Origin of the sequence: Streptomyces sp. NPDC005752 (assembly GCF_040630715.1) — a bacterium.
Lineage (GTDB): Bacteria > Actinomycetota > Actinomycetes > Streptomycetales > Streptomycetaceae > Streptomyces.
In genome coordinates, this window is record NZ_JBEXYB010000018.1 from 61,467 (window position 1) to 88,319 (window position 26,853).

General features: G+C 69.9%; 22 protein-coding genes. 15 read left to right on the forward strand and 7 right to left on the reverse strand.

All coding sequences use genetic code 11. From position 1 onward, the window contains the following. The first annotated feature begins 12 nt into the window (after positions 1-12). A complete protein-coding gene (locus ABZ441_RS17010) occupies positions 13-1,008 on the forward strand; it encodes a TerC family protein (protein WP_358974053.1) in 996 nt (331 codons plus the stop codon). A gap of 66 nt (positions 1,009-1,074) precedes the next feature. Here the strand turns inward: ABZ441_RS17010 and ABZ441_RS17015 are convergent, their stop codons facing one another. Next, entirely contained in the window at positions 1,075-1,731 is a 657-nt protein-coding gene (locus ABZ441_RS17015; RefSeq protein WP_358974057.1) for an MBL fold metallo-hydrolase, read from the reverse strand. A 10-nt stretch (positions 1,732-1,741) separates the two neighbouring features. Continuing rightward, positions 1,742-2,431, reverse strand: coding sequence for a maleylpyruvate isomerase family mycothiol-dependent enzyme (locus tag ABZ441_RS17020; RefSeq protein ID WP_358974060.1), 690 nt, complete (start codon positions 2,429-2,431; stop codon positions 1,742-1,744). A 175-nt stretch (positions 2,432-2,606) separates the two neighbouring features. Between ABZ441_RS17020 and uvrA the strand changes: the two genes are divergently transcribed. The 14 genes from uvrA (at position 2,607) to ABZ441_RS17090 (ending at position 20,029) form a co-directional block, all read left to right on the forward strand. Continuing rightward, the gene (gene uvrA / locus ABZ441_RS17025; RefSeq protein WP_358974063.1) at positions 2,607-5,624 is read left to right on the forward strand and encodes an excinuclease ABC subunit UvrA; all 3,018 of its coding nucleotides are present in this window, start codon (positions 2,607-2,609) and stop codon (positions 5,622-5,624) included. 238 nt (positions 5,625-5,862) lie between these two features. Next, positions 5,863-6,291, forward strand: coding sequence for a Rieske (2Fe-2S) protein (locus ABZ441_RS17030; RefSeq protein WP_205019504.1), 429 nt, complete (start codon positions 5,863-5,865; stop codon positions 6,289-6,291). Positions 6,292-6,369: 78 nt separating this feature from the next. Beyond that, positions 6,370-8,649 (forward strand): excinuclease ABC subunit UvrC, encoded by a 2,280-nt coding sequence (gene uvrC, locus ABZ441_RS17035; RefSeq protein WP_358974067.1) that lies wholly within the window; start codon positions 6,370-6,372, stop codon positions 8,647-8,649. After that, positions 8,646-9,611, forward strand: coding sequence for an RNase adapter RapZ (rapZ, locus tag ABZ441_RS17040; protein ID WP_358974070.1), 966 nt, complete (start codon positions 8,646-8,648; stop codon positions 9,609-9,611). The genes uvrC and rapZ overlap by 4 nt, the downstream gene beginning before the upstream one ends. Beyond that, positions 9,608-10,642, forward strand: coding sequence for a uridine diphosphate-N-acetylglucosamine-binding protein YvcK (yvcK, locus tag ABZ441_RS17045; RefSeq protein ID WP_358974073.1), 1,035 nt, complete (start codon positions 9,608-9,610; stop codon positions 10,640-10,642). Before rapZ ends, yvcK begins: the two co-directional genes overlap by 4 nt. Next, on the forward strand, positions 10,633-11,622 hold the full coding sequence (gene whiA, locus ABZ441_RS17050; protein ID WP_033303128.1) for a DNA-binding protein WhiA: 990 nt from the start codon (positions 10,633-10,635) through the stop codon (positions 11,620-11,622). The genes yvcK and whiA overlap by 10 nt, the downstream gene beginning before the upstream one ends. 648 nt (positions 11,623-12,270) lie before the next feature. Next, on the forward strand, positions 12,271-13,281 hold the full coding sequence (gene gap / locus ABZ441_RS17055; protein ID WP_358974077.1) for a type I glyceraldehyde-3-phosphate dehydrogenase: 1,011 nt from the start codon (positions 12,271-12,273) through the stop codon (positions 13,279-13,281). Between the two features lie 112 nt (positions 13,282-13,393). Further along, positions 13,394-14,605, forward strand: coding sequence for a phosphoglycerate kinase (locus ABZ441_RS17060; RefSeq protein ID WP_358974079.1), 1,212 nt, complete (start codon positions 13,394-13,396; stop codon positions 14,603-14,605). A 6-nt stretch (positions 14,606-14,611) separates the two neighbouring features. Further along, the gene (gene tpiA / locus ABZ441_RS17065; protein WP_358974081.1) at positions 14,612-15,388 is read left to right on the forward strand and encodes a triose-phosphate isomerase; all 777 of its coding nucleotides are present in this window, start codon (positions 14,612-14,614) and stop codon (positions 15,386-15,388) included. A gap of 138 nt (positions 15,389-15,526) precedes the next feature. Continuing rightward, a complete protein-coding gene (gene secG, locus ABZ441_RS17070; RefSeq protein ID WP_205019497.1) occupies positions 15,527-15,763 on the forward strand; it encodes a preprotein translocase subunit SecG in 237 nt (78 codons plus the stop codon). Positions 15,764-15,872: 109 nt separating this feature from the next. Further along, positions 15,873-16,208, forward strand: coding sequence for an RNA polymerase-binding protein RbpA (locus ABZ441_RS17075; RefSeq protein ID WP_358974085.1), 336 nt, complete (start codon positions 15,873-15,875; stop codon positions 16,206-16,208). Positions 16,209-16,364: 156 nt separating this feature from the next. Next, positions 16,365-18,017, forward strand: coding sequence for a glucose-6-phosphate isomerase (gene pgi / locus ABZ441_RS17080; protein ID WP_358974088.1), 1,653 nt, complete (start codon positions 16,365-16,367; stop codon positions 18,015-18,017). Positions 18,018-18,020: 3 nt separating this feature from the next. After that, a complete protein-coding gene (locus ABZ441_RS17085) occupies positions 18,021-18,524 on the forward strand; it encodes a PH domain-containing protein (RefSeq protein WP_358974090.1) in 504 nt (167 codons plus the stop codon). Continuing rightward, a complete protein-coding gene (locus ABZ441_RS17090; protein WP_358974093.1) occupies positions 18,521-20,029 on the forward strand; it encodes a PH domain-containing protein in 1,509 nt (502 codons plus the stop codon). Before ABZ441_RS17085 ends, ABZ441_RS17090 begins: the two co-directional genes overlap by 4 nt. Positions 20,030-20,118: 89 nt before the next feature. On the opposite strand, the gene pgl is transcribed toward ABZ441_RS17090, so the two are convergent. From pgl to tkt, 5 genes are read right to left on the reverse strand one after another with little or no spacing between them, the layout of a single operon-like run. Beyond that, positions 20,119-20,901, reverse strand: a complete 783-nt coding sequence (pgl, locus tag ABZ441_RS17095) for a 6-phosphogluconolactonase (RefSeq protein WP_358974096.1) — start codon at positions 20,899-20,901, stop codon at positions 20,119-20,121. Then, positions 20,898-21,929 (reverse strand): glucose-6-phosphate dehydrogenase assembly protein OpcA, encoded by a 1,032-nt coding sequence (gene opcA, locus ABZ441_RS17100; protein WP_358974098.1) that lies wholly within the window; start codon positions 21,927-21,929, stop codon positions 20,898-20,900. The genes pgl and opcA overlap by 4 nt, the downstream gene beginning before the upstream one ends. Beyond that, positions 21,926-23,458, reverse strand: coding sequence for a glucose-6-phosphate dehydrogenase (gene zwf / locus ABZ441_RS17105; protein WP_358974101.1), 1,533 nt, complete (start codon positions 23,456-23,458; stop codon positions 21,926-21,928). Before zwf ends, opcA begins: the two co-directional genes overlap by 4 nt. Before the next feature lie 5 nt (positions 23,459-23,463). Beyond that, positions 23,464-24,582 (reverse strand): transaldolase, encoded by a 1,119-nt coding sequence (gene tal, locus ABZ441_RS17110; protein WP_205019490.1) that lies wholly within the window; start codon positions 24,580-24,582, stop codon positions 23,464-23,466. Between the two features lie 34 nt (positions 24,583-24,616). Then, on the reverse strand, positions 24,617-26,704 hold the full coding sequence (tkt, locus tag ABZ441_RS17115) for a transketolase (protein WP_358974104.1): 2,088 nt from the start codon (positions 26,702-26,704) through the stop codon (positions 24,617-24,619). Between the last annotated feature and the right edge of the window lie 149 nt (positions 26,705-26,853).

A 26,853-nucleotide genomic window follows, 5' to 3' on the forward strand; every position in this document is an offset into this window, starting at 1 on the left:
GCCGGAGGCGCAGTGGACGTTTCATGGACCCTCTGGGCGCTGACCATCTTTGGTCTGTGCGCCCTCATCGCCGTCGACTTCTTCATCGGGCGCAAGCCTCATGACGTGTCGACCAAGGAAGCCGGAATCTGGACCATCGTCTGGATCGCCCTGGCCGTACTCTTCGGACTCGGACTGCTGGTCTTCGGGGAGAGTCAGGCCTCGGGCGAATTCTTCGCCGGCTTCATCACCGAGAAGTCGCTCAGTGTCGACAATCTCTTCGTCTTCATCCTGATCATGGCGAAGTTCTCGGTGCCCTCCCACCTGCAGCAGCGCGTGCTGCTCATCGGTGTGCTGATCGCCCTGGTGCTGCGTGCGATCTTCATCGCAGCCGGTGCCGCGGTCATCGCCAACTTCTCGTGGGTCTTCTACATCTTCGGCGCGTTCCTGATCTACACCGCCTGGAAGCTGGTCCAGGAGGCGCGGGCCGATGACGACGAGGAGGAGTGGGAGGAGAACCGGCTCCTGAAGTCGATCGAGCACCGCTTCGGTGTCGCCGACAGGTACCACGGGACCAAGCTCTTCATCCAGAAGAACGGCAAGCGCGTCATGACCCCGCTCATGGTGGTCATGCTCGCCATCGGCACGACGGATGTGCTGTTCGCGCTGGACTCCATCCCGGCGATCTTCGGGCTGACCCAGGACCCGTACATCGTCTTCACCGCCAACGCCTTCGCCCTGATGGGCCTGCGTCAGCTGTACTTCCTCATCGGCGGTCTGCTGAAGAAGCTGGTCCACCTCAGCTACGGGCTCTCGGTGATCCTCGGGTTCATCGGCGTCAAGCTGGTGCTGCACGCCCTGCACGAGTCCGGGGTGCACGTCCCGGAGATCTCCATCGCGTTCTCCCTCGCCGTCATCGGCGGCGTCCTGGTGATCACCACGATCACCAGCCTCATCGCCAACAAGAAGCAGGCGGCGCTGGAGGCCGAGCAGAAGGGCGACAGCGAGAACGTCGGCGTGGAGAAGTAGCGCCGCGCGGACACACCGACGGCCGGGGCCCCGTGAGGGGCACCCGGCCGTCGGCCGTTCACCGGGTCACCAGCCGCGCTCGCGCCACTCCGGCAGATGCGGGCGCTCGGCACCGAGCGTGGTGTCGTGACCGTGGCCCGGATAGACCCAGGTCTCGTCCGGCAGGCAGTCGAAGAGCTTGGTCTCCACGTCGTGGATCAGGCTCGCGAACGCCGCCGGGTCCTCGTGCGTGTTGCCCACGCCGCCGGGGAACAGGCAGTCCCCGGTGAACACGTGCGGGGCCCCGTGCGGGTCGTCGTAGACCAGGGCGACGGACCCCGGCGTGTGCCCGGTCAGGTGCCTGGCGGTCAGCCGGACCCTGCCCACCCGGATCGTGCCGCCGTCCTCGACGGGCTCGTCCGTGGGGACCGGGATGCCCTCGGCGTCGTACCGGCCGGCGTACGTCCGTGCCCCGGTGGCCGCCACCACCTCGCCGAGTGCCTGCCAGTGGTCACCGTGCCGGTGCGTCGTGACGACGGACGCGATGCCGTCGTCGCCGATCAGCCGCAGCAGGGTTCCGGCCTCGGCGGCCGCGTCGATCAGGAGCTGCTCGCCGGTGGCCCTGCAGCGCAGCAGGTACGCGTTGTTGTTCATCGGGCCGACCGCGACCTTGGAGATCATCAGATCCGTCAGCTCGTGCACGTCCGCAGGTCCGCCGACCTTGACCGTTCCGCTGTACGTCATGTGACGCAGCCTATAGCGGGGGCAGCGCGGGAAGGCTGCCGCCTTCCACGGTGAGCGCGGAGCCGTCACGGCGTCCGCAGAGCCAGCCCAGGATGTCGGGTGCCGTACCCCGGACGGTGACGGGAGTGCCGTCGGCCCCACCGCCCGTGGTCCACAGCCGGCCGTCGGCGGTGACCGCCGTCGTGGGGACGACGTCGGGATGCCCGGCGAAGCGTTCGGCGAGGAAGTCGTTCTCCCGGATCACGAACTCCTCCGGCAGATCCTCCAGCTCGTACCCCACCCCCAGGTCGACGTGGTGCAGCTCCACCTCGACCCAGCGGCGGAAGGGGATGCGGGACGCCGAATCCGTCACACCGTTGCGCATCGTGACCGTGCGCGACCAGTCGGCCGGCGCCTCGGCCGCGGCCAGCACGGCCGCTCCGCTCTCGCGCAGGTCAGCGAGGTGTTCGGCCAGGGGCCGGGGCGCGTCGCGTTCGATGTCGGCGTCCCGGGTTTCGCTGTTCGCGTACATCGGGCGCCCCTGGAGAACATTTATGAGCGCGTCGGCGTTACGTGACAGGTGGGCAAGAACATGGCCGCGGCTCCAGCCCGGCAGACGCGACGGCTCGGCAACGGCGCCGTCGTCCAGCTTGCCCGCGGCTTCGAGCAGCCGTTCGGTCGCTTCACGGACGGCAACCAGGTCGTGCACATGATCAGTCATGAGTCGAGCGTAGCCCCCACCACTCATTCGGGTGATGGAGTCCTCGCTCGACCGTAAATCGAATGCGCGTGCTATACGCTCGGAGTTGAAAGCTTCGTACATCGCTGAGGCGCCCCCCATACCCTGGGGTGGGGGCCCAGTTCCCCCATTTCTCTCCAGAAAGGTGCGGACCGGCGTGGCCGACCGTCTCATCGTCCGTGGCGCGCGCGAGCACAACCTGAAGAACGTCTCGCTCGATCTCCCCCGTGACTCCCTCATCGTCTTCACCGGGCTCTCCGGATCGGGCAAGTCCTCGCTCGCGTTCGACACGATCTTCGCCGAGGGCCAGCGGCGCTACGTGGAGTCGCTCTCCTCGTACGCCCGCCAGTTCCTCGGCCAGATGGACAAGCCGGACGTGGACTTCATCGAAGGCCTCTCGCCCGCCGTCTCCATCGACCAGAAGTCGACCTCGCGCAACCCGCGCTCGACGGTCGGCACCATCACCGAGGTCTACGACTACCTCAGGCTCCTCTTCGCGAGGATCGGCAAGCCGCACTGTCCCGAGTGCGCCAGGCCCATCGCGCGGCAGTCGCCGCAGGCCATCGTCGACAAGGTGCTCGGCCTGCCCGAGGGCAGCCGTTTCCAGGTCCTCTCCCCGCTGGTGCGTGAGCGCAAGGGAGAATTCGTCGACCTCTTCGGCGACCTGCAGACCAAGGGCTACAGCAGGGCCCGGGTCGACGGCGAGACCATCCAGCTGTCCGAGCCGCCGAAGCTGAAGAAGCAGGAGAAGCACACCATCGAGGTGGTCATCGACCGCCTCACGGTGAAGGACAGCGCCAAGCGCCGGCTGACCGACTCCGTCGAGACGGCTCTGGGCCTCTCCGGGGGCATGGTCGTGCTCGACTTCGTCGACCTCGACGCGGACGACCCCGAGCGTGAGCGGATGTACTCCGAGCACCTCTACTGCCCGTACGACGACCTCTCCTTCGAGGAGCTGGAGCCCCGCTCCTTCTCCTTCAACAGCCCCTTCGGCGCCTGCCCCGACTGCACCGGTATCGGTACGCGCATGGAGGTCGACCCTGACCTGATCGTCCCGGACGAGGAGAAGTCCCTGGACGAGGGCGCGATCCACCCCTGGTCCCACGGCCACACCAAGGAGTACTTCGGGCGTCAGATCACCGCTCTGTCCGAGGCGCTCGGATTCCGCACGGACATCCCCTGGGCGGGACTGCCGCAGCGCGCCAAGAAGGCGCTGCTCCACGGTCACAAGATCCAGACCGAGGTGCGCTACCGCAACAGGTACGGGCGCGAGCGCGCCTACACCACGCCCCGCTTCGAGGGCGCGGTCCAGTACGTCAAGCGGCGCCACTCCGAGGCCGAGAGCGACTCCAGCAGGGAGCGCTTCGAGGGCTACATGCGCGAGGTCGCCTGCCCGACCTGTGAGGGCACCCGGCTCAAGCCGCTCGTCCTCGCGGTGACGGTGATGGAGAAGTCCATCGCCGAGGTCGCCGCGATGTCGATCAGCGAGTGCGCCGAATTCCTCGGCCGCCTCAAGCTGAACGCCCGCGACAAGAAGATCGCCGAGAGGGTCCTCAAGGAGGTCAACGAGCGGCTGAAGTTCCTCGTCGACGTCGGCCTCGACTACCTCTCGCTGAACCGTGCAGCGGGAACCCTCTCGGGCGGCGAGGCCCAGCGCATCCGGCTCGCCACCCAGATCGGCTCCGGGCTCGTCGGCGTGCTGTACGTGCTGGACGAGCCGTCCATCGGCCTGCACCAGCGCGACAACCACCGGTTGATCGAGACCCTGGTCCGGCTCCGGGACATGGGTAACACGCTCATCGTCGTCGAGCACGACGAGGACACCATCAAGGTCGCCGACTGGGTCGTCGACATCGGCCCCGGCGCCGGCGAGCACGGCGGCAAGGTCGTCCACTCCGGCTCGCTCAAGGAACTGCTGGCCAACAAGGAGTCGATCACCGGGCAGTACCTCTCGGGCAAGAGGGCGATCGAGATGCCGGACATCCGGCGTCCCGTCGACCCCGGGCGCCGGCTCACAGTGCACGGCGCCCGGGAGAACAACCTCCAGGACATCGACGTCTCCTTCCCCCTGGGCGTACTGACGGCCGTCACCGGAGTCTCCGGATCGGGCAAGTCGACCCTGGTCAACGACATCCTCTACACGCACCTGGCACGCGAGCTCAACGGCGCCAAGTCCGTCCCGGGACGGCACACCCGGGTCGACGGCGACGACCTCGTCGACAAGGTCGTCCACGTCGACCAGTCGCCGATCGGCCGTACACCCCGGTCCAACCCGGCGACGTACACCGGAGTCTTCGACCATGTCCGCAGGCTGTTCGCCGAGACGATGGAGGCGAAGGTGCGCGGCTATCTGCCGGGCCGCTTCTCCTTCAACGTCAAGGGCGGCCGCTGCGAGAACTGCTCCGGCGACGGCACGATCAAGATCGAGATGAACTTCCTGCCCGACGTATACGTCCCGTGCGAGGTCTGCCACGGCGCGCGCTACAACCGGGAGACACTGGAGGTCCACTACAAGGGCAAGTCCATCGCCGAGGTGCTGGACATGCCGATCGAGGAGGGCCTGGAGTTCTTCGAGGCGGTCCCGACGATCGCCCGCCACCTCCGGACCCTCAACGAGGTCGGACTCGGATACGTCAGGCTCGGCCAGTCCGCGCCGACGCTGTCCGGCGGCGAGGCGCAGCGGGTGAAGCTGGCGAGCGAACTGCAGAAGCGCTCCACCGGCCGCACGGTCTACGTCCTGGACGAGCCGACGACCGGTCTGCACTTCGAGGACATCAGCAAGCTCATCTCTGTGCTGTCGGGCCTGGTCGACAAGGGCAACACGGTGATCGTCATCGAGCACAACCTCGATGTGATCAAGACCGCCGACTGGGTCGTGGACATGGGCCCCGAGGGAGGCAACGGCGGAGGTCTGGTCGTCGCCGAGGGCACTCCGGAGCAGGTCGCCTCGGTGCCGGCCAGCCACACCGGGAAGTTCCTCCAGGAGGTCCTGGGCGCGGACCGGATCGGTGAGGCCGCGGTGCCCGCTGCGCGCAGGGCCCGTAAGGCCCCCGCGAAGAAGGCCGTCGCGGCAAAGGCGTCCACGGGCCGCAGGACGGCCACGGCCAGGGCAGCCGGGAAGGCGCCGGCCGAGCAGCCCGCGCCGAAGAAGGCGGCCCGCGCGCGGAAGGCCTGACACCGGCGGGCACCGGGCGGCACCCCTGCACGAGGGGGCCTTCCGGTGCCCGCCGTGCCTCCCGCCTCCCCGTCCCGACGCCCGGCGTTCTCCGGGGCCGGTCGAAGGGCCTGCGTTCTCTGTCGGTATCGTCGGGTCTGTCGCCCATGCCTTCAGGCGCGGCCCGTGCCGGTTCATCCGGCACCCGGTGCCCCGGACGGTGACGGCGGCTTCTGTCCCCCCGACCAGTGGAGACCGCATGTCCGGCCTGCCCGCAGCCCGCCGTACCGTACTGAAGGGCGCCGCGCTCGCCGGTGCCGCCGGGCTGGGAGCGGCCGCCTGTTCCACCGATTCGAAGCTCGGTCACGCGCAGACCCCCACGCCCACCGCGCCCGTGGAGCTCGGTGCCGCGGACGAGGTCCCGGTCGGCGGCGCCAAGCTCTACCGGGAGCAGCGGGTCGTCGTGAGCTGTCCGGCCGCCGGCCAGTACAAGGCCTTCAGCGCGCAGTGCACGCACGCGGGCTGCCTCCTGGACAAGGTCGAGGGCAACGAGGGCAACTGTCCCTGCCACGGCAGCCGCTTCGACATGACCACGGGCAAGGCGCTGCAGGGGCCAGCCACGGTGCCGCTGCCCTCAGTGCCGCTGAAGCTCGAGGGCGGAAAGCTCGTCGCGGGCCCCGGGGCCTGACCGGTCACGGAGGCCGTCGCAGACCCCCGGGGCCTCGGAGATGCCGCTCTGTCACTGCCCGCAAGTAGGGTGTGAGACATGGCAGACCCCTCCAGCTACCGCCCCAAGCCGGGACAGATCCCCGACTCCCCGGGGGTCTACAAGTTCCGCGACGAGCACCGCCGGGTGATCTACGTCGGGAAGGCGAAGAACCTGCGCCAGCGCCTGGCCAACTACTTCCAGGACTTGGCCGGCCTGCACCCGCGCACCCGCACGATGGTCACCACGGCTGCCTCCGTGGAGTGGACCGTGGTCTCCACCGAGGTCGAGGCGCTTCAGCTGGAGTACTCCTGGATCAAGGAGTTCGACCCCCGGTTCAACGTCAAGTACCGCGACGACAAGAGCTACCCCTACCTCGCGGTCACGCTCAACGAGGAGTTCCCGCGCGTCCAGGTCATGCGCGGCGCCAAGAAGAAGGGCGTGCGCTACTTCGGACCGTACGGCCATGCCTGGGCGATCCGCGAGACCGTGGACCTGATGCTCCGGGTCTTCCCCGTGCGCACCTGCTCCGCCGGCGTCTTCAAGAACGCGGAGCGGACCGGCCGGCCCTGCCTCCTCGGCTACATCGGCAAGTGCTCCGCCCCGTGCGTCGGACGGGTCACCCCGGAGGAACACCGGGACCTGGCCGAGGAGTTCTGCGATTTCATGGCAGGCCGCACCGGGACGTACATCCGCCGCCTGGAGAAGGACATGATGCAGGCGGCCGAGGAGATGGAGTACGAGCGGGCGGCCCGGCTGCGTGACGACGCGGGAGCGCTGAAGCGGGCCATGGAGAAGAGCGCCGTGGTCCTCGCCGACGCCACCGACGCGGACCTGATCGCCGTCGCCGAGGACGAGCTCGAAGCGGCGGTGCAGATCTTCCACGTCCGTGGCGGACGGGTCCGGGGCCAGCGCGGCTGGGTGACCGACAAGGTCGAGGCCGTCGACACGTCGGGACTGGTGGAACACGCGCTCCAGCAGCTTTACGGGGAGGAGTCGGGTGACTCCGTGCCCAAGGAGGTGCTCGTCCCGGCGCTCCCCGAGGACCCCGACGCCGTGTCCCAGTGGCTCGCCGACCGCCGCGGGTCCCAGGTCAGCCTGCGCATCCCGCAGCGCGGCGACAAGAAGGACCTGATGGGCACGGTCCAGCGCAATGCCCAGCAGGCGCTGGGGCTGCACAAGACCAAGCGCGCGTCCGACCTCACGACGCGCTCCCGCGCCCTGGAGGAGATCGCCGAGGCACTCGGTCTCGACACCGCGCCTCTCCGCGTCGAGTGCTTCGACATCTCGCACCTCCAGGGTGACGACGTGGTCGCGTCCATGGTGGTCTTCGAGGACGGCCTCGCGCGCAAGAGCGAGTACCGCCGCTTCCAGATCAAGGGCTTCGAGGGCCAGGACGATGTCCGGTCCATGCACGAGGTCATCGGGCGCCGCTTCAAGCGCTACCTCCAGGAGAAGGAGCGGACGGGGGAGTGGGAGGAGACCCCGGCCCCCACCGGCCCCGTCCCCGCCGATCCGGCCGTCCCGGGCCCGGTGCCCGCGGCCCCGGTCCCCGCAGGCCCGGTGCTCGCGGCTCCCGTCCCCGCAGGCCCTGCGCCCGCACCGGGTGACGCGGCGCACGGCGAAACCGCGTCCGGTGAACCGGCCCCGGCGGGGCCCGCCCCCGGTCAGCCCACCCCCGATGCGCCCGCCCCCGATGCGTCCGCCCTCGGAGCGGCGGCCCCCGCTCAGCCCACCCCCGAAGCGCCCGCCCCCGGAGCGGCGGCCCCGGTGACGCCCGCTCCCGTCCGGGAGGAGCCCCGCGAGGACGACGGCCGCCCCAAGCGCTTCGCCTACCCCCCGCAGCTCGTCGTCGTCGACGGGGGGCAGCCCCAGGTCGCCGCCGCCAAGCGGGCCCTGGACGAGCTCGGCATCGACGACATCGCCGTCTGCGGTCTTGCCAAGCGCCTCGAAGAGGTCTGGCTGCCCGATGACGACGACCCGGTGGTCCTGCCCCGCTCCAGCGAGGGCCTCTACCTCCTCCAGCGCATTCGGGACGAGGCCCACCGCTTCGCCATCACCTACCAGCGGGCCAAGCGGGCCAAGCGCATCCGCAGCAGCCCCCTGGACGACGTCCCGGGCCTCGGCGAGACCCGGAAACAGGCGTTGATCAAGCATTTCGGCTCCGTCAGGAAGCTCAGGCAGGCGACAATCGACGAGATCTGCGAGGTGCCGGGGATAGGGCGCAGGACGGCGGAGTCGGTGGCCGTCGCCTTCGCGGCGGCCGCTCCGGCCGCGCCCGCCGTGAACACCGCCACAGGAGAGATCATTGAAGAGGACGACGGGGGCAGCAGGACATGACCGACGACGCGCATGAACACCAGAACGAACGCGAGCGAGCAGACGGAGCAGCACACGTGAGTACGGGAAGCACCACGGAGAAGGCCGAGGCCACGCCGCCCGCCATCCCCGAGCTGGTGATCATCTCCGGAATGTCGGGCGCCGGGCGCAGCACCGCCGCCAAGTGTCTGGAGGACCTCGGCTGGTTCGTCGTCGACAACCTGCCGCCCGCGCTGATCCCCACGATGGTGGAGCTCGGTGCCCGGTCCCAGGGCAACGTCGCGCGCATCGCCGTCGTCGTCGACGTGCGGGGCCGCCGTTTCTTCGACAACCTCCGGGAGTCCCTCGCCGATCTGGCGGCCAAGCACGTCACCCGGCGGATCGTCTTCCTCGAGTCCTCCGACGACGCCCTCGTACGCCGTTTCGAATCGGTCCGCCGTCCGCATCCGCTCCAGGGCGACGGCAGGATCGTGGACGGCATCGCGGCCGAGCGTGACCTGCTGCGTGAGCTGCGCGGCGACGCCGACCTCGTCATCGACACCTCCAGCCTCAACGTGCACGAGCTGCGGGCCAAGATGGACGCCCAGTTCGCCGGCGACGAGGAGCCGGAGCTGCGGGCGACGGTGATGTCGTTCGGCTTCAAGTACGGGCTGCCGGTCGACGCCGACCTCGTCGTCGACTGCCGCTTCCTGCCCAACCCGCACTGGGTGCCGGAGCTCCGCCCGTTCACCGGACTCAACGAGGAGGTGTCCGACTACGTCTTCGACCAGCCGGGCGCCAAGGAGTTCCTCAACCAGTACACCGAGCTGCTGCAGCTCATCGCCGCCGGCTACCGCCGCGAAGGCAAGCGCTACGTCACCATCGCCGTCGGGTGCACGGGCGGGAAGCACCGTTCCGTCGCGATGTCGGAGAAGCTGGCGGCCCGGCTGGCCACCGAAGGTGTCGAGACCGTCCTCGTCCATCGGGACATGGGGCGAGAGTGACGAGTCGTAATCTGCGTCTGCGCCGGCTGAGCAGGGCCACGGCCGCGCTCTCCGGCCGTAAGCGCGGCTCACAGCCCAAGGTCGTCGCCCTGGGCGGCGGCATGGGGCTGTCGGCCTCGCTCACGGCGCTGCGCCGGATCACCGGCGACCTCACGGCCGTGGTGACCGTTGCCGACGACGGCGGCTCCAGCGGCCGGCTCCGCGAGGAGCTCGGCGTCCTCCCGCCGGGCGACCTGCGCAAGGCGCTCGCCGCGCTCTGCGGGGACGACGAATGGGGCCAGACCTGGGCCCGGGTCATCCAGCACCGCTTCGAGTCCAGGGGCGACCTGCACGAGCACGCGGTGGGCAACCTGCTCATCGTCGCCCTCTGGGAACAGCTGGGCGACCATGTCCAGGCCCTCGACCTGGTCGGCAAGCTGCTCGGAGCACACGGCAGGGTGCTGCCCATGTCCGCGGTCCCCCTGGAGCTCCAGGCGCTGGTCAGGGGTCACCACCCGGAGCGCCCCGAGGACACGGTCACCGTGCGCGGGCAGGCGACCGTGGCGCTGACCCCCGGCGAGGTGCAGTCCGTCCACGTCGTCCCGGCCGACCCGCCGGCGGTCCCCGAGGCGGTCGCCGCGGTGCTCGACGCGGACTGGGTCGTCCTCGGCCCGGGGTCCTGGTTCTCCTCCGTGATTCCGCATCTGCTGGTGCCCGAACTCCTCGACGCGCTGGTGACCACGAAGGCCCGCAAGGTCCTCTCGCTGAACCTCGCACCGCAGCCCGGCGAAACAGAAGGCTTCTCACCGCAGCGTCATTTGGAGGTTTTGGGACGACACGCCCCTAAACTCGCCATGGACGTGGTGCTGGCCGACGAGGCCGCCGTGCCCGACCGCGAGTCCCTCGCCGACGCCGCCCAGCGGCTCGGAGCCGCGGTCGAGCTGGCCCCCGTGGCCTCACCCGACGGCGTTCCGATTCATGATCCGGAGCTGTTGGCCGCCGCGTACGACCGTATTTTTCGGATGCATGGAAGGATCGGCCCATGGCGATGACGCCAGCGGTGAAGGACGAAGTCTCCCGGCTTCCCGTTACCCGGACGTGCTGCAGAAAGGCAGAGGTCTCGGCGATTCTTCGCTTCGCGGGCGGGCTGCACCTCGTGAGCGGCCGGATCGTGATCGAGGCCGAGCTGGACACGGCGATGGCGGCCCGGCGGCTCAAGCGGGACATCCTCGAGATCTTCGGGCACAGCTCGGAGCTGATCGTGATGGCCCCCGGCGGACTCCGCCGCGGCTCCCGCTACGTCGTGCGCGTGGTGGCGGGCGGCGACCAGCTGGCCCGCCAGACCGGACTGGTGGACGGCCGCGGCCGTCCCATCCGCGGCCTGCCCCCGCAGGTGGTCTCGGGGGCCACCTGCGACGCCGAGGCAGCATGGCGCGGGGCCTTCCTGGCCCACGGCTCGCTCACCGAGCCGGGCCGCTCCTCGTCGCTCGAGGTGACCTGCCCCGGCCCGGAGGCCGCGCTCGCCCTGGTCGGCGCCGCGCGCAGGCTCTCCATCGCGGCCAAGGCCCGGGAGGTGCGCGGGGTCGACCGTGTGGTCGTCCGCGACGGTGACGCGATCGGCGCCCTGCTGACCCGTCTCGGCGCCCATGAGGCGGTGCTCGCCTGGGAGGAACGCCGCATGCGGCGCGAGGTCCGCGCCACGGCCAACAGGCTGGCCAACTTCGACGACGCCAACCTCCGCCGATCCGCCCGCGCCGCGGTCGCCGCAGGCGCCCGGGTGGGGCGCGCCCTGGAGATCCTGGGCGAGGAGGTTCCCGAGCACCTCGCGGCGGCCGGACGGCTGCGTATGGAGCACAAGCAGGCCTCTCTGGAGGAGCTGGGAGCGCTCGCCGATCCGCCGCTGACCAAGGACGCCGTCGCGGGCCGGATCAGGCGCCTGCTGGCCATGGCCGACAAGCGTGCCCAGGACCTCGGTATCCCGGGCACGGAATCGACCCTCAGCGAGGAACTGGCCGACGGCCTCGTGGGCTGAGCGCCGCAGGACGGCCTCCGGCCACCACCTTCCGGGCCTGCCCAGGCACCCGGAAGGCGGTGGCCGGAGGCATTTCCCGGCCTGCCGGAGATCACAGCCATTCCCCCTTATGAGGCGGACCGCATTCCCGAAATGGCCGGGAGCGGTCCCGCGGGATTGAGCGGGGGATCGCGCAGTTCAAGCGCCCGGGTACGCCGAAAGCGTGCGAGAGCCCGGCGCGTTTATCGATTGAGTGCCATGCCGCACAATTGAGCGTGCGGCCGGTGGTTCATCCGGCGTGTTCCGGAAGTGCGCCGGAGTCGTTCGCCATGGCCGCCTGCCGGGGAGCGGACAGGGGCGGCAGAGCCCCTGCCGGTGACTCCCGGTGACAATGCGACGACGGAATCCGCCACCCGTCGCGATGCCACAAGGGGCCGGGTTCCCAGGGGTGTTGACGTTCGGTGACCACGGGGCGGGCGGTAGCGCTCCTTCCTCCTTCCCTCGGCCGGAATCCCGCACTTCTACTCGGCAGTAAGGGGATCTCTCTTCATACCGCCGCTCTCGATGTCACTCCGGAGCCTTCGGAGAGGTAGGGTCGGAAGCGGTCGGGGACATCCCTAATAAACTCGCCGGCATCGAAACCGGCGTTCCTAACGAGGAGATCGGTTCGTGACGATCCGCGTAGGCATCAACGGCTTTGGCCGCATCGGTCGTAACTACTTCCGCGCGCTGCTGGAGCAGGGTGCGGACATCGAGATCGTGGCTGTCAACGACCTGGGTGACACTGCGACCACGGCTCACCTGCTGAAGTACGACACCATTCTGGGTCGTCTCAAGGCAGAGGTCAGCCACACCGCCGACACCATCACCGTCGACGGCCACACCATCAAGGTGCTCTCCGAGCGCAACCCGGCCGACATCCCCTGGGGTCAGCTGGGCGTCGACGTCGTCATCGAGTCGACCGGCATCTTCACCAAGAAAGCCGACGCCGAGAAGCACATCGCCGGTGGCGCCAAGAAGGTCCTCATCTCGGCTCCGGCCAAGGACGAGGACATCACCATCGTGATGGGCGTCAACCAGGACAAGTACGACGCGGCCAACCACCACGTCATCTCCAACGCCTCCTGCACCACCAACTGTGTGGCGCCGATGGCCAAGGTTCTCGACGAGAACTTCGGCATCGTCAAGGGCCTGATGACGACGGTCCACGCGTACACGAACGACCAGCGCATCCTGGACTTCCCGCACTCGGACCTGCGTCGTGCGCGCGCCGCCGCGGAGAACATCATCCCGACCACGACGGGCGCCGCCAAGGCGACCGCCCTGGTCCTCCCGCAGCTCAAGGGCAAGCTCGACGGCATCGCGATGCGCGTCCCGGTCCCGACCGGCTCCGCCACCGACCTGGTCGTGACCCTGCAGCGCGAGGTCACCAAGGACGAGGTCAACGCCGCGTTCAAGAAGGCGTCCGACGACGGCGACCTCAAGGGCTTCCTGACCTACACCGAGGACCCGATCGTGTCCTCGGACATCGTCGGTGACCCGTCCTCCTGTACCTTCGACTCCTCCCTGACCATGGTCCAGGAGGGCAACTCGGTGAAGATCCTCGGTTGGTACGACAACGAGTGGGGTTACTCCAACCGCCTCGTCGACCTGACCGTCTTCGTCGGCGACCAGCTCTGATCCTAGGATCGGCAGGCAGCCAGGTGTGATGTAAGGGGCTCGGACGGCGCGACGTGGCGCCGTTCGAGCCCCCTTGCATGCTCATCCGTCCTTCCAAGGAGTATGGGAACAGATGAAGACCATCGACGAACTTCTCGCCGAAGGGGTCGCGGGTAAGCGGGTATTCGTCCGCGCCGACCTCAACGTGCCGCTCGACGGCACCACGATCACCGACGACGGCCGCATCCGCGCCGTCCTGCCGACGATCGCCGAGCTGGCCGCGGCCGGCGCGCGCGTCGTCGTCGCCTCGCACCTCGGCCGCCCCAAGGGCGCCCCGGACCCCGCCTTCTCGCTGGCCCCCGCCGCGGTGCGCCTGGGCGAGCTGCTCGACGCCGACGTCGCTTTCGCGACCGACACCGTGGGCGAGTCCGCCCGGGCGACGGTCGACGCGCTCACCGACGGCCGCGTCGCCGTCCTGGAGAACCTCCGCTTCAACGCCGGTGAGACGTCGAAGGACGACGCCGAGCGCGGCGCCTTCGCCGACCGGCTCGCCGAACTCGCCGACGTGTACGTGGGTGACGGCTTCGGCGCCGTTCACCGCAAGCACGCCTCGGTCTTCGACCTCCCGGCCCGGCTGCCGCACGCGGCCGGTGGCCTCATCGCCACCGAGGTCGGCGTTCTGAAGAAGCTCACCGAGCACGTCACGCGTCCCTACGTCGTGGTCCTCGGCGGCTCCAAGGTCTCCGACAAGCTCGGCGTGATCGACCACCTGCTGGAGAAGGCCGACCGCATCCTCATCGGTGGCGGAATGGCGTACACCTTCCTCAAGGCCCAGGGCCACGAGGTCGGCAGCTCCCTCCTCCAGGAGGACCAGATCCCGGCGGTGCTCGGATACCTCAAGCGTGCCGAGGAGAAGGGCGTGGAGTTCGTACTCCCCGTCGACGTCGTCGTCGCGGCGCAGTTCCCGGACCTCAAGGCCAGGACCCCCGGCAACCCCACGACCGTCGCCGCCGACGCCATTCCGGCCGGTGTGATGGGCCTGGACAACGGCCCGGAGACCAACAAGCTGTACGCCTCGAAGCTCGCCGACGCGGCCACCGTCTTCTGGAACGGTCCGATGGGCGTCTTCGAGCACCCCGACTACGCCGAGGGCACCAAGGCGGTCGCCCAGGCCCTCGTCGACTCCCAGGCGTTCACCGTCGTCGGCGGCGGGGACTCCGCAGCCGCCGTCCGTATCCTGGGCTTCGACGAGAACGCATTCGGCCACATCTCGACCGGTGGCGGCGCCAGCCTCGAATACCTCGAAGGCAAGACGCTTCCCGGACTCGCCGCACTGGAGGACTGACCCTCAATGACCACCCGCACCCCGCTCATGGCGGGCAACTGGAAGATGAACCTCAACCACCTCGAGGCCATCGCGCACGTCCAGAAGCTCGCCTTCGCCCTGGCCGACAAGGACTACGACGCGGTCGAGGTCGCCGTCCTGCCGCCCTTCACCGACCTGCGCTCCGTGCAGACGCTGGTCGACGGCGACAAGCTGAAGATCAAGTACGGCGCCCAGGACATCTCGGCGCAGGACTCCGGTGCGTACACCGGCGAGATCTCCGGCCCGATGCTCGCCAAGCTGAAGTGCACCTTCGTGGCCGTCGGCCACAGCGAGCGCCGCCAGTACCACGCCGAGAACGACGAGATCTGCAACGCCAAGGTGAAGGCCGCCTACAAGCACGGCCTGACCCCGATCCTCTGCGTCGGCGAGGGCCTGGACATCCGCAAGGCCGGTGACCAGGTGTCCTACACGCTGGCGCAGCTCGACGGTGCGCTGAAGGACATCCCGGCCGAGCAGGCCGAGTCCATCGTGATCGCCTACGAGCCGGTCTGGGCCATCGGAACCGGTGAGGTCGCCACCCCCGAGGACGCGCAGGAGGTCTGCGGCGCGATCCGCCGCCGCCTCGCGGATCTGTACTCGCAGGAGCTGGCCGACGCCGTCCGCATCCAGTACGGCGGCTCGGTGAAGTCCGGCAATGTCGCGGCCATCATGGCTCAGCCCGATGTGGACGGTGCCCTGATCGGCGGCGCGGCGCTCGACGCCGAGGAGTTCGTCAAGATCGTCCGCTTCCGCGACCAGTAGGTTCGTCCGCCTCCGCGACCGGTGAGTATGCGGCGGCGCGGATCCGTCGTACCCTTGCGGGGGCCGAGGGGGGTCCACCCCCTGGCCCCCGCTGTTCGTACATGCAGTCCTAGGAATTCCGGAAAGTAGGGACCAGCCGTGGTTTTGGCGTTCGAGATCGCCCTGATCGTCTTCAGCCTGCTGCTGATGCTGCTGGTGCTGATGCACAAGGGGAAGGGCGGCGGCCTCTCCGACATGTTCGGTGGCGGAATGCAGTCCTCAGTCGGTGGCTCGTCGGTTGCCGAGCGGAACCTCGACCGCATCACCGTCGTGGTCGGTCTGGCCTGGTTCGCATGCATTGTCGTTCTTGCTCTGCTCATCAAGCTGGACGGCTGACCCGGCGTCGTCGAATCCCGGTGACGGTGTAACTCCTTTCACTGGACGCGCGTTGGGCCTTACGTAGACTGGGGCATCTTCGAGCACCATCACGCAGGGAGTTACGACCGTGGCAAGTGGCAACGCGATCCGGGGAAGCCGGGTCGGAGCGGGGCCGATGGGGGAGGCCGAGCGAGGCGAGTCCGCGCCGCGCCTCCGCATCTCCTTCTGGTGCTCGAACGGGCACGAGACGCAGCCGAGCTTCGCCCATGACGCGCAGGTACCGGAGATTTGGGACTGCCCGCGCTGCGGCTTCCCGGCCGGACAGGACCGGGACAGCCCGCCGGCTCCGCCGCGCACCGAGCCGTACAAGACGCACCTGGCGTACGTGCGCGAGCGGCGCAGTGACGCGGACGGCGAAGCCATCCTCGCCGAAGCCCTCGCCAAACTCCGCGGCGAGATCTAGAGAGTTGTTCACCGGCCGGTCACCCCCTGGGTGCCCGGCCGGCGCCCGTATGCCGCCCCGTAGCCCGCCGTTGCCCCGTCGCACCCTCCAGATCAATTAGGTTGGAGGGGCAGCGGGGAAGGTTGCAGGTACGAGAAGAAGTGGGCGATTTCCGGGATGAACGCACAAAGCCGAACCAGGCTCAACCAGCTGCCCGAATGGGCGGCCCTCGGCAAGCACCGTGAGGAGCTCGGCGACACCCATCTGCGCCGGCTGTTCGCGGACGCGCCGGACCGCGGAGCCGCGTACACCCTCCGGGTCGGCGACCTCCACATCGACTACTCCAAGCACCTGGTCACCGACGAGACGCTCCGTCTGCTGCGTGACCTCGCCGGCGCCGCGGGCGTGGCCGGGCTGCGCGACGCGATGTTCCGCGGCGAGAAGATCAACACCACCGAGGACCGCGCGGTCCTGCACACCGCGCTCCGCGCTCCGCGGGGCGCCGTGATCGAGGTCGACGGCGAGAACGTCGTGCCGGCCGTGCACGACGTCCTCGACAGGATGGCGGCCTTCTCCGACCGGGTCAGGGCCGGGGAGTGGACCGGTCACACCGGCAAGCCGGTGAAGAACATCGTCAACATCGGCATCGGCGGCTCCGACCTCGGGCCGGCCATGGCCTACGAGGTGCTGCGTTCCTTCACGGACCGCTCGCTGACCGTCCGCTTCGTGTCGAACGTCGACGGCGCCGACCTCCACGAGGCCGTCCGGGACCTGGACCCCGCCGAGACGCTGTTCATCGTGGCGTCCAAGACCTTCACGACGATCGAGACCATCACCAACGCCACCTCCGCGCGCGACTGGCTGCTCACCGGGCTGAGGGCGGGTCAGGAAGCCGTCGCCAAGCACTTCGTGGCGCTCTCGACCAACGCGGACAAGGTCACGGACTTCGGCATCGACACGGCCAACATGTTCGAGTTCTGGGACTGGGTCGGCGGCCGTTACTCCTTCGACTCGGCGATCGGCCTCTCGCTGATGATCGCCATCGGCCCGGACCGGTTCCGCGAGATGCTCGACGGCTTCCACCTCGTCGACGAGCACTTCCGCACCGCCCCCGCCGAGGAGAACGCCCCGCTGCTGCTGGGCCTGCTGGGTGTCTGGTACGGCGCCTTCTTCGACGCGCAGTCGCACGCTGTCCTGCCCTACAGCCACTACCTGTCCAAGTTCACCGCCTACCTGCAGCAGCTGGACATGGAGTCCAACGGCAAGTCCGTGGACCGGGACGGCAATCCGGTCGACTGGCAGACCGGCCCGGTCGTCTGGGGCACCCCCGGCACCAACGGGCAGCACGCCTACTACCAGCTGATCCACCAGGGCACGAAGGTCATCCCGGCCGACTTCATCGGCTTCGCCTCTCCGGTCCAGGACCTGCTGCCCGGCCTGATCGCCCAGCACGACCTGCTGATGGCGAACTTCTTCGCCCAGACGCAGGCCCTCGCCTTCGGCAGGACGCCCGACGAGGTACGCGCGGAAGGTGTGGCGGAGGAGCTCGTCCCGCACAAGACGTTCCGCGGCAACCACCCGACGACGACGATCCTCGCCGACCGGCTCACCCCGTCGGTGCTCGGCCAGCTGATCGCGCTGTACGAGCACAAGGTCTTCGTCCAGGGCGCGGTCTGGAACATCGACTCCTTCGACCAGTGGGGCGTCGAGCTGGGCAAGGTCCTCGCCAAGAAGATCGAGCCCGTCCTGACCGAGGGCACCGGCGGCGAACAGCTGGACAGCTCCACCGCCGCGCTCGTGGCGGCGTACCGCACGCTGCGGGGCCGCTGAGCGATGACCACGGGGGAGGGGACGATACGGCTCAGGCCACCGCGCAACACGCTGGATCCCAGGGCCGTCGGCTGGTGGCGGGCCCAGTGGCTGCTGCTGACCGCGGGACCGGTCTCGGTCCTGGGCATCCTGGGCGCGCTCATAGCCCCGGCCAGATTCTGGCTGCTGACGCCCGCCGCGGTGCTGGCGGGCGTCGGCCTGCTGTGTGCCGTCCTCTTCCCCCTGTGGTGGTTCCGCACCCACCGCTGGGAGGTCACCGACGAGGCGGTGTACGTGAGCACCGGGGTCCTCCTGCGGGAATGGCGGATCGCGCCGATGTCCCGCATCCAGACCGTGGACACCGTGCGGGGGCCCCTGGAACAGCTCTTCGGACTGGCCACGGTCACCGTGACCACGGCCTCCGCGAAGGGCGCCGTACGGATCGAGGGGCTGACCCACGAGGTCGCCGCCGGGCTCGCCGAGCGGCTGACCCGCATCACCCAGGGCACCCCCGGGGACGCCACATGAGCACCGCCGCCGACAGCGGCCCGGGCTGGCGGCGGCTCCATCCCCGAACGGTGCTCGTCACGGCGCTGGTCACGGTGGGAGTCGCCGTGGGTGCCGCCGTGCCCGTCACGATCGCGTTGTCCGGCCGTCTCGGGTACGCGACCGCCATCGGCTGGGCCCTGGCGGGGACGGCCCTGCTGGCGGGCTGCGCCACCGCCGGCGACTACGTACGCTGGCGGCGCACCCGCTACCGGGTCGGCGGTGAGCGCGTCGATCTGCACACCGGGCTCCTCCTGGCGAAGCGCCGCTCGCTGGCCCGCGAACGGATCCGCAGCGTCGACCTCACCGCCCACCCGCTGCTGCGGATCCTGGGGCTGGTCACGGTCCGCATAGGCACCGGCGAGCACACGGGCGGCGACTCCACGCTGGAACTCGATGCCGTCGCGCGCGCCGAGGGCGAGCGGCTGCGCCGCGAACTCCTCGACCGCGCGGCCCCCGAGACCGTCGGAAAGCACCGCGAGGGCGAACTCGTCACGCTCGATCCGCGCTGGCTCCGCTACGCACCCGTCTCCTTCGCCGCGCCCATGCTCGGTGGCGCGGCCGCCGGCGGTGTGATGCAGATCAGCGAGTGGGCCGGCGTGCAGGGCGAGGTGATCGGCTGGGTCGCCGATCGTCTCCGGGACACCCCCCTGGTCTGGGCGATCGTCGTCCTGGTCGTCGTGGCGCTGGCCGCCGGCGTCGTCGGAGCGCTGGGGCTGTGGATCGAGATGTGGTGGAACTACCGTCTGGAGCGCGAACCGGGCGGCACCCTGCGGGTGAGACGCGGGCTGTTCACCTCGCGTTCCCTGTCCGTCGAGGAGCGGCGGCTGCGCGGGGTGGACCTGGTCGAGCCCCTGGGGGTGCGGCTGCTGGGCGCCGCCCGGGTGGACGCGATCACGACCGGGCTGACCCGGGACGAGGAGTCGCGGAGCGCCGACCACAACACCCTGCTGCCGGCCGTGCCGCGGGCGCTGGCCGACTCGCTCGCCGCCGAGGTCCTGCGCGAGTCCGTCACCCCGACCGGTGCCCCGCTCACCGGGCACCCCCGGGCGGCCCTCGCACGGCGGCTCCGCCGTGCCCTGGCCGTGGCCCTGGTGCCCGTCCTCGTCCAGGTCCTGTTGGGCCTCCTGCTGACGCCCGTACTGCTGTGGACCGCGCTCGCCTGCGCGGTGGTGTCCGTGCCCGTCGCGGTCCTGCTGGCCGTCGACGCGTACAGGTCGCTGGGGCACACGCTCAGCGGCGGGTACCTGGTGACACGATCCGGCACCGTGCGGCGCTCCACAGCGGCGCTGCGGCGGACCGGTGTGATCGGCTGGACGCTGAAGCAGTCCTGCTTCCAGCGCCGGGCCGGGCTGCTGAGCCTCACCGCCACGACGGCCGCCGGGAACGGCGCCTACACGGCGCACGACACCGACGCGTCCGAGGGCCTCGCCTTCGCCGCCGACGCCGTCCCGGGGCTCCTGGAGCCCTTCCTGGAGCGCGACTGACGCGGACCTGCCGCCGATACGCGCAGGCGGACGTACGACAGAGGCCCGACCCGCCCGTGCAGGGCGGACCGGGCCTCCGTGACGCGCCCCTACGCCGAGGCGGGCGGGTACAGCGCGCGCGGCAGCTTCGAGGCCGCCGCGGCGTCCAGCAGCCACAGGGTGCGGCTGCGGCCGTATGCCCCCGCCGCCGGTGCCTGGATCTCCCCGGCCCCGGACAGCGCGATCTCCGCGGCCTCCGCCTTGTCCTCACCCGCGGCCAGCAACCACACCTCACGCGCCGCCCGGATTGCGGGCAGCGTGAGCGAGACACGGGTGGGCGGCGGCTTGGGAGCGCCGTGCACACCGACGACGGTGCGCTCGGTCTCCCGCACCGCGGGCAGCTCCGGGAAGAGCGACGCGACGTGGGTGTCCGGGCCGACGCCCAGCATCAGCACGTCGAACGTCGGCACCGGCCCGTGATCCTCCGGGCCCGCCGCCGCGGCGAGCTCCGCCGCGTAACCGGCGGCGGCCGCGTCGGCGTCCCCGGCGTACGGCCCGTCCGACGCGGGCATCGCGTGGACCCGGGACGGGTCCAGCGCCACCTTGTCCAGCAGGGCCTCACGGGCCTGCGTGACATTGCGCTCCGGGTCGCCCTCGGGCAGGAACCGTTCGTCGCCCCACCACAGGTCGAGCCGCGACCAGTCGATCGCGTCCCGGGCGGGCGAGCCGGCGAGTGCCGCCAGCAGGCCGTTGCCGTTGCGCCCGCCGGTGAGGACCACCGAGGCGTGACCGCGGGCCGCCTGGGCGTCCACGATCCTCGTGATGAGCCTCGCCGCCGCGGCCTGGGCCATCAGCTCCTTGTCGCGGTGCACGACGAGCTGCGGAGCACTCACTTCGACGCCGCCTTCTTGGCCGCCGCCTTCTTCGCGGCCGGTGCGGCGGAACCCGTCGGCTCCGGCCGCTTCTGCCCCGAACCGACGGACGAAGGCTCCGTGGGCCCGCCGAGGCGCTCCACGCCGAACTTCACCGTGGCCTCGTAGATGTTGTCCGGGTCCAGACGGCGCAGCTCCTCCGCGAGGAGTTCGGCGGTCTCCCGCCGCTTCAGCGCGACGGCACGGTCCGGCTGGCCGGCCATGGACAGCGTGGCCAGCGAGCCGTCGGGCCGGTCCAGAACGATCACGCCGTTCTTGGTCTCCAGCCGCACGGCCGTCAGACCGGGACCACCGGAGAGTGTGCGCTCCACCGGGACCCCGAGCCGGTCCGCGAGCCACATGGCCAGCAGTTCACAGCTCGGGTTGTCGGACTCGCCCTCGACCGTCGCCGAGATGACCTGGGCGGGCTGCTGGTCGAGCGCGGCCGCCAGCATCGAGCGCCACGGGGTGATGCGGGTCCAGGCCAGGTCCGTGTCCCCGGGCCGGTAGGTCGCCGCACGCACCGACAACTCGTCGAGCGGGTGCTCGGCGGAGTAGGTGTCGGTGATACGACGCTGGGCGAGCGCGCCCAACGGGTCCCTGGCCGGGTCCGCCGGAGCGTCCTCGGGCCACCACACGACGACCGGGGCGTCCGGCAGCAGCAGCGGCAGGACGACCGACTGGGCGTGGTTGGCCAGCTCACCGTGGAGACGCAGCACGACGGTCTCGCCCGAGCCCGCGTCGGAGCCGACCCGGATCTCGGCGTCGAGCCGCGCGTCGCGCCGCGCACGCGGCGACTTGCTGACCCGCTTGATCACCGCGATGATCCGCGACGGGTGCTCGCGGGAGGAGTCGCTCGCCGCCCGGAGCGCGTCGTAGGCGTTCTCCTCGTCCGTGACGACGACGAGGGTCAGCACCATGCCGATCGCCGGGGTGCCGATGGAACGGCGCGCCGAGACGAGCGCCTGGTTGATCCTGCTGGACGTGGTTTCCGTGAGATCGATCTTCATGGCCGGCGCCAGCTCCGTCCGTCGCGTGCGAGCATCTCGTCGGCCTCGGCCGGACCCCAGGTGCCGGCCGCGTACTGGGCGGGCTTGCCGTGCTTGTCCCAGTACTCCTCGATCGGGTCGAGGATGTTCCAGGAGAGCTCGACCTCCTGGTGGCGCGGGAAGAGGTTGGCGTCGCCGAGCAGGACATCGAGGATGAGCCGCTCGTACGCCTCCGGGCTGGACTCCGTGAAGGACTCGCCGTAGGCGAAGTCCATCGTGACGTCCCGCACCTCCATGGAGGTGCCCGGCACCTTGGAGCCGAACCGGACCGTGACCCCCTCGTCCGGCTGGACCCGGATGACCAGGGCGTTGCCGCCGAGCTCCTCCGTCGCACCGGACTCGAAGGGCAGGTACGGGGCGCGCTTGAAGACGACCGCGATCTCGGTGACACGGCGGCCGAGGCGCTTGCCGGTACGGAGGTAGAACGGCACGCCCGCCCAGCGGCGGTTGTTGATCGTCAGCTTGATCGCGGCGAAGGTGTCGGTCTTCGACTTGGGGTCGATACCGTCCTCCTCCAGATAGCCGAGCGCTTCCTCGCCACCCTGCCAGGCGTGCGCGTACTGCCCGCGCACCGTGTGCTTGCCCAGGTCCTCGGGCAGCTCCACCGCCGTCAGCACCTTCAGCTTCTCGGCCACCAGTGCCTTCGGGTGGAAGGAGCCGGGCTCCTCCATCGCCGTCAGCGCGAGCAGTTGGAGCAGGTGGTTCTGGATGACGTCACGGGCCGCGCCGATGCCGTCGTAGTAACCGGCCCGGCCGCCGATGCCGATGTCCTCGGCCATCGTGATCTGGACGTGGTCGACGTACGACCTGTTCCAGATCGGCTCCCACATCGTGTTGGCGAAGCGCAGCGCCAGGATGTTCTGGACCGTCTCCTTGCCGAGGTAGTGGTCGATGCGGAAGACCTCGTTCGGCGGGAAGACGTCGTGCACGAGGTGGTTGAGCTCCTGAGCGCTCTCCAGGTCGTGACCGAACGGCTTCTCGATGACGGCCCGTCGCCAGCTGCCTTCCTTCTGGTCGGCCAGCCCGTGCTTCTTGAGCTGCTGGACCACCTTGGGGAAGAACTTCGGCGGCACGGAGAGGTAGAAGGCGAAGTTGCCGCCCGTGCCCTGTGCCTTGTCGAGCTCCTCGATCGTGGCCCTGAGGGTCTCGAACGCGTCGTCGTCGTCGAAGTTGCCCTGGACGAAGCGCATGCCCTGGCTGAGCTGCTGCCAGACCTCTTCGCGGAACGGGGTGCGGGAGTGCTCTTTCACGGCGTCGTGGACGACCTGGGCGAAGTCCTCGTCCTCCCAGTCGCGGCGCGCGAAGCCGATGAGCGAGAAGCCCGGCGGCAGCAGGCCGCGATTGGCCAGGTCGTAGACAGCGGGCATCAGCTTTTTACGGGACAAATCGCCCGTGACGCCAAAGATAACCAGGCCCGACGGCCCCGCGATACGCGGGAGCCGTCGGTCCTGGGCGTCACGGAGCGGGTTGGCTCCGGGAACACCAGACAAGGTGGTCAGCCCTCCGAAGGAGCGAGGCGCTTGAGCTCGGCCTCGGTGGAGTTGAGCAGGTCGACCCAGGCGGCTTCGAACTTCTCGACGCCCTCGTCCTCCAGCAGCTGGACGACTTCGTCGTAGCTGACCCCGAGGTTCTTGATCGCGTCGAGGTCGGCACGTGCCTGGTCGTAACGGCCGGCGACGGTGTTGCCGGAGATCTCCCCATGGTCGGCCACGGCGTCCAGCGTCGCCTCCGGCATGGTGTTGACCGTGTTCGGCGCGACCAGGTCGTCGACGTACAGGGTGTCCTTGAGGGACGGGTCCTTCACGCCGGTCGAGGCCCACAGCGGGCGCTGCTTGTTGGCCTGCGCCTTGTCCAGGGCGGCCCAGCGGTCGCCCGCGAAGACCTCCTCGTACGCCTCGTAGGCCAGACGGGCGTTGGCGAGGGCGGACTTGCCCTTCGCGGCCTTCGCCTCGTCGCTGCCCACCGCGTCCAGGCGCTTGTCGATCTCGGTGTCCACACGGGACACGAAGAAGGACGCCACGGAGTGGATCTTGGAGAGGTCGAGGCCCGCGGCCTTCGCCTTCTCCAGGCCCGCCAGGTAGGCGTCCATGACCTCGCGGTAGCGCTCCAGCGAGAAGATCAGCGTGACGTTGACGCTGATGCCCTTGCCGATGACCTCGGTGATCGCCGGCAGGCCGGCCTTGGTCGCCGGGATCTTGATGAGCGTGTTCGGCCGGTCCACGAGCCAGGCCAGCTGCTTGGCCTCGGCGACGGTGGCCCCGGTGTGGTGGGCCAGGCGCGGGTCGACCTCGATGGAGACCCGGCCGTCCTGGCCGCCGGTGGCGTCGAAGACGGGGCGCAGGATGTCGGCGGCGTCACGGACGTCGGCCGTCGTGATCATGCGGATGGCCTCGTCGACCGTGACCTTGCGGGTGGCGAGGTCCGTGAGCTGCTGGTCGTAACCGTGGCCCTGGGAGATCGCCTTCTGGAAGATCGACGGGTTGGTCGTGACACCCACGACGTGACTCTGGTCGATCAGCTCGGCGAGGTTGCCGGAGGTGATCCGTGTGCGGGACAGGTCGTCGAGCCAGATCGCCACGCCCTCGTCGGAGAGGCGCTTGAGTGCGTCTGTCATGAGAATTGCATCTCCTACTAGTCGTATAACCGCGTCAGCGCGCAGCGGCGGCGAGAGATTCCCGGGCGGCTTCCGCCACGTGCGCGGCGGTGAAGCCGAACTCGCGGAAGAGGACCTTGGCGTCGGCCGACGCGCCGAAGTGCTCCAGCGAGACGATCCGGCCCGCGTCGCCCACGTACCGGTGCCAGGTGAGGCCGATGCCCGCCTCGACGGCGACCCGTGCCTTCACGGACGGCGGCAGCACGCTGTCCTTGTAACCCTTGTCCTGCTCCTCGAACCACTCGACACACGGCATCGAGACCACACGGGTCGGCACGCCGGCCGCCTGGAGCTCGTCGCGGGCCTCGACGGCCAGCTGGACCTCGGAACCCGTGGCGATCAGAACGGCCTGCGCCTCGCCGCCCTCGGCGTCGAAGAGCACGTAACCGCCCTTGGCGGCGTTCTCGTTCGCCGGGTAGGTGGGCAGGCCCTGGCGGGACAGCGCCAGACCGTGCGGCGCGCTCGTGCCGTAGTCCTTCTTGCCCCGCTCGAGGATCTCGCGCCAGGCGATGGCCGTCTCGTTGGCGTCGCCCGGACGGACGACGTTGAGGCCCGGGATGGCGCGCAGCGAGGCCAGGTGCTCGACCGGCTGGTGCGTCGGGCCGTCCTCGCCGAGGCCGACCGAGTCGTGCGTCCACACGTACGTCACCGGCAGGTGCATCAGTGCGGAGAGCCGGACGGCGTTGCGCATGTAGTCGGAGAACACCAGGAAGGTGCCGCCGTAGACGCGGGTGTTGCCGTGCAGTGCGATGCCGTTCATGGCCGCGGCCATGGCGTGCTCGCGGATGCCGAAGTGGATCGTCCGGCCGTACGGGTCGGCCTCGGGCAGCGGGTTTCCGGCCGGGAGGAACGACGACGTCTTGTCGATCGTGGTGTTGTTCGAGCCCGCGAGGTCGGCGGAGCCGCCCCACAGCTCGGGGATGACACCACCGAGTGCCTGCAGGACCTTGCCGGAGGCGGCACGGGTGGCGACGGCGTGACCGGCCTCGAAGACGGGGAGCTCGTCCTCCCAGCCCGCGGGCAGCTCACCGGCGGCGATCCGGTCGAAGTCGGCGGCGCGCTCCGGGTTGGCGGTGCGCCACGCGGCGAAGCTCTTCTCCCACTCGGCCTTGGCCTCACGGCCGCGGTCCAGTGCCTCACGGGTGTGGGAGATGACCTCGTCGGAGACCTCGAAGGTCTTCTCGGGGTCGAAGCCGAGCACCCGCTTGGTGGCGGCGATCTCGTCGTCACCGAGTGCCGAGCCGTGCGCGGCCTCGGTGTTCTGGGCGTTCGGGGCGGGCCAGGCGATGATCGAGCGGGCCGCGATGAACGACGGGCGCTCCGTCTCGGCCTTGGCGGCCAGCAGCGCACGGTGGAGACCCTCGGGGTCCAGGTCGCCGCTGGGCAGCTGGTCCACACGCTGGACGTGCCAGCCGTAGGACTCGTAGCGCTTCAGGGTGTCCTCGGAGACCGCGGTCTCCGTGTCGCCCTCGATCGAGATGTGGTTGTCGTCCCACAGCAGCACCAGGTTGCCGAGCTTCTGGTGGCCGGCGAGCGAGGACGCCTCGGCCGAGATGCCCTCCTGGAGGCAGCCGTCACCGGCGACGACCCAGACGGTGTGGTCGAACGGGGAGGTGCCGGGGGCCGCCTGCGGGTCGAAGAGACCGCGCTCGTAGCGGGAGGCCATGGCCATGCCCACGGCGTTGGCGACACCCTGGCCCAGCGGGCCGGTCGTCGTCTCGACACCGGTGGTGTGGCCGTACTCCGGGTGACCGGGCGTCTTGGAGCCCCAGGTGCGGAACGCCTTCAGGTCGTCCAGCTCCAGGCCGTATCCGGCGAGGTAGAGCTGGATGTACAGCGTCAGGCTGGAGTGGCCGGCGGACAGCACGAACCGGTCGCGTCCGGTCCACTCCGCGTCCGCCGGGTCGTGCCGCATCACCTTCTGGAAAAGGGTGTACGCGGCGGGAGCGAGGCTCATCGCCGTACCCGGGTGGCCGTTTCCGACCTTCTGTACGGCGTCCGCGGCGAGGACACGGACGGTGTCCACGGCCCGCTGGTCCAATTCGGTCCACTGGAGGTCTGTGGTGGTCGGCTTGGTGCTCACCCTGAGTCAGGGCTCCTCTCCACTGTTCGTAAACCGGTGACTGGCTACCGCACCGGGCATTGTCGAGCCTACCCCCGTCGCAAGGCCGTACTTCTGCCCTTTCCACAGTGCGGGCGACCTGCGGAGTTCGCCTCCCGTATGAGCGCCGT

Bases quoted from the DNA above. Each gene is read 5' to 3' on its own strand.
- ABZ441_RS17015 (WP_358974057.1), bottom strand. From the start codon at position 1,731: ATGACGTACAGCGGAACGGTCAAGGTCGGCGGACCTGCGGACGTGCAC.
- ABZ441_RS17020 (WP_358974060.1), bottom strand. From the start codon at position 2,431: ATGACTGATCATGTGCACGACCTGGTTGCCGTCCGTGAAGCGACCGAA.
- ABZ441_RS17030 (WP_205019504.1), top strand. From the start codon at position 5,863: ATGTCCGGCCTGCCCGCAGCCCGCCGTACCGTACTGAAGGGCGCCGCG.
- uvrC (WP_358974067.1), top strand. From the start codon at position 6,370: ATGGCAGACCCCTCCAGCTACCGCCCCAAGCCGGGACAGATCCCCGAC.
- rapZ (WP_358974070.1), top strand. From the start codon at position 8,646: ATGACCGACGACGCGCATGAACACCAGAACGAACGCGAGCGAGCAGAC.
- whiA (WP_033303128.1), top strand. From the start codon at position 10,633: ATGGCGATGACGCCAGCGGTGAAGGACGAAGTCTCCCGGCTTCCCGTT.
- ABZ441_RS17060 (WP_358974079.1), top strand. From the start codon at position 13,394: ATGAAGACCATCGACGAACTTCTCGCCGAAGGGGTCGCGGGTAAGCGG.
- tpiA (WP_358974081.1), top strand. From the start codon at position 14,612: ATGACCACCCGCACCCCGCTCATGGCGGGCAACTGGAAGATGAACCTC.
- pgi (WP_358974088.1), top strand. From the start codon at position 16,365: ATGAACGCACAAAGCCGAACCAGGCTCAACCAGCTGCCCGAATGGGCG.
- ABZ441_RS17085 (WP_358974090.1), top strand. From the start codon at position 18,021: ATGACCACGGGGGAGGGGACGATACGGCTCAGGCCACCGCGCAACACG.
- ABZ441_RS17090 (WP_358974093.1), top strand. From the start codon at position 18,521: ATGAGCACCGCCGCCGACAGCGGCCCGGGCTGGCGGCGGCTCCATCCC.
- opcA (WP_358974098.1), bottom strand. From the start codon at position 21,929: ATGAAGATCGATCTCACGGAAACCACGTCCAGCAGGATCAACCAGGCG.
- tal (WP_205019490.1), bottom strand. From the start codon at position 24,582: ATGACAGACGCACTCAAGCGCCTCTCCGACGAGGGCGTGGCGATCTGG.